At 69.9% G+C, this 9,705-nt stretch carries 5 protein-coding genes; 2 read left to right on the top strand and 3 right to left on the bottom strand.

All coding sequences use genetic code 11. The annotated features are described in order from the left end of the window. Positions 1 to 38 precede the first annotated feature (38 nt). Positions 39 to 1,415, top strand: a complete 1,377-nt coding sequence (locus ACWCSU_RS10275; protein ID WP_449934784.1) for a hypothetical protein — start codon at positions 39 to 41, stop codon at positions 1,413 to 1,415. A gap of 34 nt (positions 1,416 to 1,449) precedes the next feature. Here the strand turns inward: ACWCSU_RS10275 and ACWCSU_RS10270 are convergent, their stop codons facing one another. Genes ACWCSU_RS10270 through ACWCSU_RS10260 form a run of 3 tightly spaced genes read right to left on the bottom strand, consistent with a single transcriptional unit; the run spans position 1,450 to position 4,194 of the window. After that, a complete protein-coding gene (locus tag ACWCSU_RS10270) occupies positions 1,450 to 1,644 on the bottom strand; it encodes a ferredoxin (protein ID WP_449934783.1) in 195 nt (64 codons plus the stop codon). 8 nt (positions 1,645 to 1,652) lie between these two features. Then, on the bottom strand, positions 1,653 to 2,813 hold the full coding sequence (locus tag ACWCSU_RS10265; protein WP_449934782.1) for a cytochrome P450: 1,161 nt from the start codon (positions 2,811 to 2,813) through the stop codon (positions 1,653 to 1,655). A gap of 25 nt (positions 2,814 to 2,838) precedes the next feature. Beyond that, a complete protein-coding gene (locus ACWCSU_RS10260) occupies positions 2,839 to 4,194 on the bottom strand; it encodes a glycosyltransferase (RefSeq protein WP_449934781.1) in 1,356 nt (451 codons plus the stop codon). Between the two features lie 169 nt (positions 4,195 to 4,363). Here ACWCSU_RS10260 and ACWCSU_RS10255 point away from each other — a divergent pair. Beyond that, the coding region (locus ACWCSU_RS10255; protein WP_449934780.1) for an SDR family NAD(P)-dependent oxidoreductase at positions 4,364 to 9,705 on the top strand (5,342 nt) is incomplete at its 3' end.

Below are 9,705 nucleotides of genomic sequence, written 5' to 3'. Positions count from 1 at the left end.
AACGCATCGCCGCTCATCAGAGATGGGAACAAACGATCATGGGCGAAGACATCCGTCAGCTCAGGCGCGACTCCAGACGCGCCCACAAACTCGGCGCGGCGGCCATTCAGGAGCGGCAGCGCGCCAACCTGGCCGAGATGGTGGCCTTCGCACGCGCCACCTCTCCGTACTTCCGCGAGCTCTACCGGGACCTGCCGGACGGGGCCGACGATCCGGCGATGCTTCCGGTCACCACCAAGCAGGCGCTGATGGACCGCTTCGACGACTGGGTCACCGATCGTGAGGTGACGTTCGAGCAGGTCCAGACCTTCGTGGACGACCCGGGGCTCGTGGGGGACCGGTTCCTCGGCAAGTACATGGTCGCCCACACGTCCGGCACCACGGGCGTGCTCGGGTACTTCCTGCTGGACGACCGCAACATGGCGGTGAACGTCGCCCTCGGCTCGCTCACCAGTTCGGGGATGAAGCTCGGCGTCCTCCTGCGGATCCTGGCCAGGCGCGGGAGGATGGCAGTGATCTGCGCGCCCAACGGCCACGGACTCAGCCTGGCCCTGGCGTTGCGCTTCCAGAAGCGGAAGCTGAGCGGCCGGTTGTTGCGGATCATCTCGATCTACCGGCCGGTGCCTGAGCTGGTCGCCGAGCTCAACGACTACGGCCCGGCGATGATAATGAGCGCGCCGAGCGTGCTCTCGTTGCTGGCGAGCCAGCAGGAACAGGGCCGGCTGCGGATCAGGCCGGCGGTGGTCTTCGCGGCCGGCGAGACCGTGACGACAGACGACGTCAGCCGGTTCGGCCACGCCTTCGACGCCGGGATCGCCGTCACCTACTCAACGACGGAGTGTGGCTTCCTCTCCTACGGCTGCGGCCACGGCTGGTACCACGTCAACAGCGACTGGGCCGTGCTGGAGCCCGTCGACGCCGACTACCGGCCCACCCCGCCAGGCGAGCCGTCGCACACCGTGCTGTTGAGCAACCTCGCCAACCGGGTCCAGCCGATCCTCCGCTACGACCTGGGCGACAGCGTCGTGGTCAGCCCCGATCCCTGTCCGTGCGGTGACCCGCGACCGGCGGTCCGCGTGCAGGGCCGTACCGCTGACGTGCTCACCTTCCCCGGCGGCCGGGGCGAGCCGGTCAGCGTCGCGCCGATGGCCATCGGCGCTCTGGTGGACCACGTGCCCGGCGGCGGGATCGAGCAGTTCCAGATCGTCCAGACCACGCCCACGAACCTGCGGGTGCGCCTGACGGCGGCGGCCGACGCCGACGCAGACCATGTGTGGAGGGCGGTGCGGGCCGAACTCACCCAGTTGCTCACAGAGCACGAGGCCGGCGAGATCACCGTCGAACGGGCGGAGGAACCGCCGCAGATGTCGGCAGGCGGCAAGTTCCGTGAGGTCATCCCGCTGCAGCGACTCTGAAACCGCCGCGCTCGCTCGCCGCGGCACCCGCCCTTCAGCCGTCGGCGAGCGAGATGGACCTCGACGGGCACGAACGGACGGCTTGCCACACGGCCGCCCTGGCCGCGTCGCCCGGCGCTTCCGCCAGGACCGTCACCGTGCCCTCGTCGCTCTGGTCGAAGACCTCGGGCGCGATGAGCACGCACTGGCCCGCGCCGATGCAGCGCTCGGCGTTCACCTGGACTCGCATGACACCCCTCACCACCGGACCGGAAGCGCGTGCAGACCGAACAGCACGCCGTCGTACTTGAACGGCAGATCCTCCACCGCCTGGTCGAGTTCGAGGCCGGGAATCCGCCGGAACAGGGACGCGAAAACGGTCTCCATCTCGATCCTGACGAGGTTCTGCCCGAGGCACTGGTGCACGCCGTACCCGAACGCGACGTGATGGCGGGCGGAACGGGCCGGATCGAACTCGTCGGCGCGCTCGAACGCGGCCCGGTCGTGGTTGGCGGAGGCGCCGAGCGGGACGATGCCCTCGCCCGCCCTGATGAGCTGGCCGCCGATCTCGACGTCCTCCACGGCCACCCGCAGCGCCACCCGGTCGGCCACGGACAGGTAGCGCAGCACCTCCTCGACCACGCCCGGCGTGTGGATCCACTGCGGGTTCAGCAGCAGCACGAGGACGCCGAGCGCGATGTTGTTCGCCGTCGTCTCGTGTCCGGCGATCAGCAGCAGCATCGTGACGCCCGAGATCTCCTTGGGGGTCAGCGTCCCGGCCGACAGCAGCCGGCTGAGCAGATCCCTGCCGGGGAACCGCTGCTTCATCGCGATCAGCTTGGCGATGTAGAGCAGCAGGTCCTGGGTGGCCGCGTCGCGCTCGTCCTCGGTCGAGGTGAGCGTCACCAGGACGCGCGTCCTCGACTCGAACAGTTCGCGGTCAGAGCGCGGGACGCCCAGCAGTTCGCAGATGACCAGGGACGGTACCGGCAGTGCGTACGCCGACACCAGGTCGGCGGAGGTGCCGCCGGCGAGCATGGCGTCGATCTGAGCGTCGACGATCCGCTGGACGGTCGGGCGCAGTTCGCCGACCCGCCGGACGGTGAACTCGGGGATCAGCGCCTTGCGGAACCTCGTGTGCTCGGGCGGGTCGTAGGCGACGAACCAACCGGGAATCTGGTCGGGCGCCGGAACGGTCCCGTTGCGCCCGATCGAGGGAAACCCTGGATGCAGCGGGCTGGCACTGATCCGGGGGTCGGTCAGTACGGCACGCACATCCTCGTGGCGGGCGACCAGCCACACCGAGCTGCCGCCGGGGAGCGCCGATCTGACCAGGCCCGGCTGCGCCCGGAGCGCGGCGTACTCGTCAGGGGGCGACAGTTGCCCGTGGCGCCGGGTGGGGAACTCGATGCTCGACATGCCGTGCCCTTCGGGTGGTGAGCGGTCATTTCAGCGCAGGGTGGCTCAGGACCAGATCGGCGGCCGTCGGGGCCCCGCCCGCAGCTCGCAGCTCGCTGGAGAAGTGCTCGGCGCGCTCACGGAAGGATGGGGTGCCGAGCACGTGGGTGATCTTGCCGAACACGTCATCGGCGTCGATGATCTGCGGGTCGTCCACGGTGAGGCTGACCCCGCTGTCCACGCCGCGGACCGCCTGGTCGTAGCAGTCGACCCAGAGCGGCCTGATGACCTGCGGCTTGCCGAAGTACAGGCCCTCGTGGAAGGCGTTGCCGCCGCCGTGGTTGACGAAGAGCCGGACGCTCGGATGGGCCAGCACGTCCAGTTGCGAGGGCAGCCAGCTCTCGATCCTGAGGTTCGCCGGCAGTCGGTCCGCGGGCGGCAGGTGGCGCTGCTGCTCGTCCGGCAGCTTCCAGAGGACCGCGTGCTCGCCGTCCAGCCTCCGTGCGACCTCCACCATCGCGTGCACGTCGTCGCGGGTCAGCCGGGTGATGGTGCCGAGCCCGACGTAGACCACGGAAGGGTGGTCGTCGAGCCAGCGCGACAGGTCGCGGTCGTCCGGCGCCTCCGGCAGCGGCGGGATCATGGCGCCGACCAGGTGGAACTTCTCCGGGATCGACAGCGGATACTCCAGGCCCGCGACCGTGTAACACAGGACGAGGTCGGCGTTCTCCACCTTGGCCCGCACGTTGAGCGCCTCCGGAGGGAGCAGGCCCTTGCGCACCCGCGAGACGGTGTCGAGGACATGCCGCAGCATCGACGGATGCAGGAGCATCAGCCCGGCCCTGAGCCTGAACACCCGGTTGCGGATCCGCTGGGCGAACGACATGCGATAGGGCAACCCCGTGTGCAGCATGGGGAATCCGCGCGGCATGAGCAGGTTGCTCGGCATGAACGGCGAGCTGAGGACGAACGGGATCTTCCGCTTGAGCGCCACCACGAGAGCGGGCAGGTTCACGCTGTCGAAGATCATGAGAGCCGGGTCGAGCTCGTCGACCACGGCCTCGATGGCCGCCGACTTCTCGCGCGTCCCCAGGGCGCCGAACCCGCGTCGCACCACCGCGCGGTGCGCCTTCCACCGGGAGCGCTGGGTCATCTGCCGGTACGTCGCCTCGTCCCAGTCGACGGGGGAGTAGTAGGGGTTGATCTCACCCAGCGAGGCGAAGCGGATGCCGCCGCCCCCGTCGATCTTCTCGACGTCGGCCCTGCGGGGCTCGTCGGACGCGAACCAGAGGTTCTCGGTGCCACGTCTGGCCAGTTCGGCGGCCAGAACTCGCAGCGGATTGAAGACGCCGACGCCCGCGTTGCTCACGATCAGCAGTGGCCTGCGGCCTTCGTCCACCATGTGTACCTCCATCGCGGGAGCCGGGCTACCGCTCCGAACGCTAAGGCGGAGGCGTTTAGGGGGATCACTAGTCTTTCCCGCGCCTGGCGGGCTGGGCGAAGACTAGGCGTTTGCCGAGTCGCCCCCGGCCTACCTTCACCGGTGGATCGCCGGACGCATGGAGGCTTGGATGGCTACCCCCAGCGAGCAGGTCGTACAGGCGCTGCGGACTTCCATGAAGGAGGCGGAACGGCTGCGGCGTCAGTACCAGAAGCTGGTCGCGGTCACCACCGAGCCGATCGCCATCGTGGCGATGAGCTGCCGTTTCCCCGGCGGCGTGACCTCTCCTGAGGAACTGTGGCAACTGCTGGCGGAAGGCCGGGACGCCACCTCGGGGTTCCCGTCCGACCGCGATTGGGATCTGAGCCTGCTGCGGGATCAGGGCGTCAGGAGCGACACCGATCAGGGCGCCTTCATCCGCGGCGCCGCGGACTTCGATCCCGGCTTCTTCGGCATCTCGCCGCGTGAGGCGCTGGCGATGGATCCGCAGCAGCGGCTACTGCTGGAAGTCGCGTGGGAGGCGGTCGAGCGGGCCGGGATCGACGCCGGACGGTTGCGCGGCAGCCGTACCGGAGTCTTCGTCGGACTGAGCGGCCAGGACTACTCCTACCTGCTGGTCAACTCGCTGGCCGACCTTCAGGGCAGCATCGGCACCGGCGTCGGCGCAGGTGCGGCCTCCGGCCGGCTCGCCTACACGCTGGGGCTTGAGGGACCGGCGGTGACCGTGGACACGGCGTGCTCGTCGTCGCTGGTGGCGTTGCATCTGGCGGCGCAGGCACTGCGGGGCGGCGAGTGCTCGCTGGCGCTGGCGGGCGGTGTGACGGTGATGGCCACGCCCGGGGCTTTCGTGGAGTTCTCCCGCCAGGGCGGGCTGGCCGCCGATGGGCGGTGCAAGGCGTTCGCCGACGGAGCCGACGGCACCGGCTGGTCCGAGGGTGTGGGCATGCTGGTGCTGGAGCGGCTGTCCGATGCTCAGCGCAACGGGCACCGGGTCCTCGCGGTGCTGCGGGGTTCCGCGGTGAACCAGGACGGCGCGTCCAACGGCTTCACCGCGCCGAACGGTCCGTCGCAGCAGCGGGTGATCCGGCAGGCGCTGGGCAGCGCGGGACTGACCCCGGCTGACGTGGATGTGGTGGAGGGGCACGGGACCGGGACGACGCTGGGTGATCCGATCGAGGCGCAGGCGTTGCTGGCGACCTATGGTCAGGATCGGGAGCGTCCTCTGCTGCTGGGGTCGGTCAAGTCGAACATCGGGCACACCCAGGCTGCTGCCGGTGTCGCTGGTGTGATCAAGATGGTCCTGGCGATGCGGCACGAGCTGCTGCCCAAGACGTTGCATGTGGACGCGCCGTCGACGCATGTGGACTGGTCGGAGGGGGCGGTCGAGCTGCTGACCGAAGCCAGGCCCTGGCCTCTGGTCGACCGGCCGTGGCGGGCGGGGGTGTCGTCGTTCGGGCTCACCGGCACGAACGCGCACGTGATCATCGAACAGGGGCCGGTTCAGCCTGCGGCGGCTCCGGCGGGCGGCGCGGCGCTTGTTCCCGTGCTGCTTTCCGGTCGTACTGCGGAGGCGTTGCGGGCGCAGGCCGAGCGGTTGGCGTCCTGGGTCGAGAGTGAGCCCGGGCTGGACCTGGGCGATCTGGCCTCCTCCCTTGTCACGGCCAGGGCCACGTTCGAGCATCGGGCCGTCGTGCTCGGCAAGGACCACGCGGAGGTCCTGGCCGGGCTACGGGCCCTGGTCACCGGACAGCACGACGGCGGCGTCGGGCAGCGGCGCAAGCTCGCGTTTCTGTTCACGGGACAGGGCAGCCAGCGGGCGGGCATGGGCCGCGAGCTGTATGACCGGTTCCCGGTGTTTGCTCGGGCGTTTGATGAGGTGGCGGCCCGGTTTGGTCCTTTTGTTGGGGAGGATCTGGATCGGACGGGGGTGGCGCAGCCTGCGCTGTTCGCGTTGGAGACGGCGTTGTTCCGGTTGGTGGAGTCGTGGGGCCTCAGGCCGGATGTGCTGGTGGGGCATTCGATCGGTGAGCTTGTGGCTGCGCATGTGGCCGGGGTGTTGTCGCTTGAGGATGCGTGCACGCTGGTTTCGGCCAGGGCTCGGTTGATGCAGGCGCTTCCCGCCGGTGGAGCGATGGTGGCGGTGCAGGCTGGCGAGGCGGAAATATCCAGCTTTACCGGGGTATCGGTCGCGGCGGTGAACGGCCCGTCGTCCACGGTGATCGCTGGTGCCGAGCAGGCGGTGCTGGAGGCGGCTGCGGTTCTGGAGGGGCGCGGGTTCAGGACGAGGCGGTTGCGGGTGTCGCACGCTTTCCACTCGTCGTTGATGGATCCGATGCTGGAGGACTTCCGTGCGGTCGCTCGCACGTTGACGTACAACTCGCCGCGGATCCCGATCGTCACCTTAGGGGATGTGTGCTCGCCGGATTACTGGGTGGACCAGGTTCGGGACACGGTCCGGTTCGCCGATGCCGTGAGAGAAGCCGATGCGCAGGCGTTCCTGGAACTGGGCCCGGACGGCGTGCTGACCGCCATGGCAGCCGAGACGTTAGGCCCGGACGTGGTACTGATCCCCGCCCTGCGCAAGGATCGCGATGAGGAGTACGCGCTCCTGTCGGCGCTGGGCGAGCTGCATGTCCACGGGGTGCCGATCGACTGGCCGGCCGTGATTCCCGCCGGGCGCCAGATCGACCTGCCGACCTACGCCTTCCAACGACAGCGGTACTGGCCCGACGGTGCGGGATCGCGGGTGGGGAACGTGACGGCGGCGGGCTTGACCGCGGCCGGGCATCCGCTGCTGGGGGCGGCGGTCGGGCTGGCCGGTACCGATGGTGTGCTGCTGACCGGGCGGTTGTCGCTGCGGTCGCATCCGTGGCTGGCCGATCACACGGTGGCGGGCACCGCCGTAGTGCCTGGCTCGGCGCTGGTCGAACTGGCCGTCAGGGCGGCCGACCAGGTCGGGTTCGACGTGGTCGAGGAGTTGACGCTCGTAGCCCCCTTGGTGCTGCACGAGGATGACGCGGTCGCGGTGCAGGTGTGGGTCGGCGCGGCGGGGGAGTCCGGCGGCAGGGAGGTGCGGATCTATGCCCGGCCGGCCGAGGCGGACGACGAGGAACCATGGGTCGAGCACGCCAGCGGTGCGCTGGCAGCCGGAGGCCCGCCGGCTGCGCCGTTCGAGACCGCGGTGTGGCCGCCTCGGGGCGCTACCGTGATGCCGCTCGACGGGCTGTACGAGCAGCTCGCGGCAGGTGGGCTCAGCCATGGCCCGGCGTTCCAAGGGTTGCGGGCCGCGTGGCGTGGCGCCGAGGGTGAGGTGTTCGCCGAAATCACCCTGCCGGAGGAACTGGAGCTGAGCGCGAGTTCCTTCGGGGTGCATCCGGTGCTGCTGGATGCCGCCCTGCATGCGCTGCACGGCTCAGAGGACGTGCTGGTGCCGTACTCGTGGCGGGGGGTGTGCCTGCACGCGAGCGGCGCGTCCGCGGTGCGGGTGCGGCTGACGAGAACGGGCGACGATGCGTTCTCCGTGATCGCGGTGGATGCCGGGGGCGAGCTGGTGCTGACGGCGCGCTCCGTCGCGCTGCGGCCGGTGTCCGCCGATCGGCCTGCGGCCCGGCTTCGGGACGCGCTCTTCGGAGTGGAGTGGGTCACCCTCGCCGACGTTCCCGCTGCACCCGCCGAGGAGCCCGGCTGGGTGCACCGGAGCCTGTCGGAGCTGGCTGAGCCGGTGCCGGGCGTGGTGCTGGTCGAGGCGGTCTCGGATCCGGCCGGGGGAGTGGTGGAATCGGCGCACGCGCTGACCGCCCGGATCCTGGGGCTGCTTCAGGAGTGGCTGGCTGATGAGCGGTTCGCCGAGTCGCGTCTGGTGGTGGTGGTGCGGGGTGCCGGGGATCTTTCGGTGGCGGCGGTGCGGGGTTTGGTGCGTAGTGCTCAGTCGGAGAATCCTGGCCGGTTCGTTCTGGTGGATGCCGATGAGGTTTCGGTGCCGGTGCTGCTTGGTGTGGTGGGGTCCGGTGAGCCGCAGGCGTTGATCCGTGATGGTGGCGTGTGGGTGCCGAGGTTGGTGCGGGTGGCCGGTTCTGTGGGCGGGCGCCGGTGGGATCGGGATGGGACGGTTCTGATCACTGGGGGCACGGGTGGTCTGGGTGCTGAGGTCGCCCGGCATGTGGTGGCCGTGTACGGGGTGCGCCGGTTGCTGTTGGCCAGCCGTCGGGGGCTCGGCGCGCCGGGTGCGGCGGAGCTTCAGGCTGAGCTGGTCGCGCAGGGTGTTGACGTCGAGATCGCGGCTTGTGATGTGTCGGATCGGGGGCAGGTGGCGGGGCTGGTGTCGGGGCGGGCTCTGACGGCGGTGGTTCACGCTGCGGGTGTGTTGGAGGACGGGACGATCGCGTCGCTGACGTCTGAGGCGTTGGAGACGGTGTTGCGGCCGAAGGTGGATGCGGCGTGGCATTTGCATGAGCTGACTCAGGAGTTGGATCTGGCGGCGTTTGTCTTGTTCTCGTCGGTGGCGGGGACGTTCGGTGGTGCGGGGCAGGGTAACTACGCGGCGGCGAACGCGTTCTTGGACGCGCTGGCGGAGCATCGGCGTGGGCTGGGCCTGGCGGGAGTGTCGATCGCGTGGGGGCCCTGGGCCCAGGACGCCGGAATGACCGGAGGGCTCGATGAGGTAGATCTGCGCCGTATGACCCGGGCGGGCATTCTGCCTCTGACCGTCGAGCATGGGCTGGCGTTGTTCGACGCTGCCGCCGCGGCCGACCGGGCATTCGTGGTGGCGGCGCGGTTCGATGCGGCGGCGGTGCGGGCACAGGGCCGGGTGCCGCATCTGTTGCGGGGGTTGGTGCGGGGTGTACGCCGGTCGGCGGCATCGGCGGGTGGGGACGCCGAGTTGGTGCGCCGGTTGGCCGGGCTGGGGCAGGCCGATCAGGTCCGGTGCATGGTCGACCTGGTGTGCGCGCAGGTCGCGGTCGTGCTCGGGCACGCTTCGGCGCAGATGGTGGAGGCGCGGCGTGAGTTCCGCGAGCTGGGCTTCGACTCGCTCACCGCGGTCGAGTTCCGTAACCGGCTGAGCACGACGACGGGGCTGCGGCTTCCGGCGACTCTGGTGTTCGACTATCCGACCCCGGTCGTGCTGGCCGAGTTCCTGCTGGCCGAACTGCTCGGCCGGCATGCTGATGTGATCGGCCCGACGGCTCTCGTCCCGGTCACGGGTGATCCGATCGCGATCGTGTCGATGGCGTGCCGCTACCCGGGTGGGGTGCGATCGGCCGATGATCTGTGGCGGCTGGTGGTCGAGGGCGGCGACGGGATCGGTGGGTTCCCGACGAACAGGGGCTGGGACCTCGGTGCTCTGTATGACCCTGATCGGGAGAACCGTGGGACCTCCTACGTGCGCGAGGGCGGGTTCCTGCATGAAGCTGACGAGTTCGATGCGGGGTTCTTCGGGATCTCGCCGCGTGAGGCGCTGGCGATGGACCCGCA

The organism is Nonomuraea sp. NPDC001699, assembly GCF_053596455.1.
This window is presented reverse-complemented; position numbering and strand designations above follow the sequence as displayed.